The 319-nt window shown below is 56.1% G+C and carries 1 pseudogene; it reads right to left on the bottom strand.

Annotation, left to right across the window (positions count from 1 at the left end):
• Positions 1-319, bottom strand: a pseudogene (locus tag SB658_RS22840) (heavy metal translocating P-type ATPase); the annotation flags it as partial.

The raw sequence follows: 319 nt of genomic DNA, 5'->3' as shown, positions 1-319 counted from the left end.
CTTCGTTCATTCCCTCTGCCGGTACGGCATCTGTCAGAACCGGTCTGCCGTTTGTCACCGTTCCTGTTTTATCCAGTACGATTGTCGTCAGACGCTGGGTCTTTTCTAAATGCTCTCCGCCTTTAAAAAGAATGCCGAATTCAGCTGCGCGGCCGGAGCCCGCCATAATGCTCGTCGGAGTGGCGAGCCCGAGTGCGCACGGACAGGCAATAACAAGCACGGCGATGAATTTGCCGATCGCTGCAGAAAACTGTCCCGGCGCCGCCCATACATACCAAATGAGAAAAGTCAGCACGGCCAGCCCCAGCACAATCGGGAC

This window comes from Bacillus sp. SIMBA_008, assembly GCF_046535495.1.
GTDB classification, from domain to species: Bacteria; Bacillota; Bacilli; order Bacillales; family Bacillaceae; genus Bacillus; species Bacillus subtilis.
Note: the sequence above shows the minus strand (reverse complement) of the source record. Positions and strands in the feature narration are given on the sequence as shown.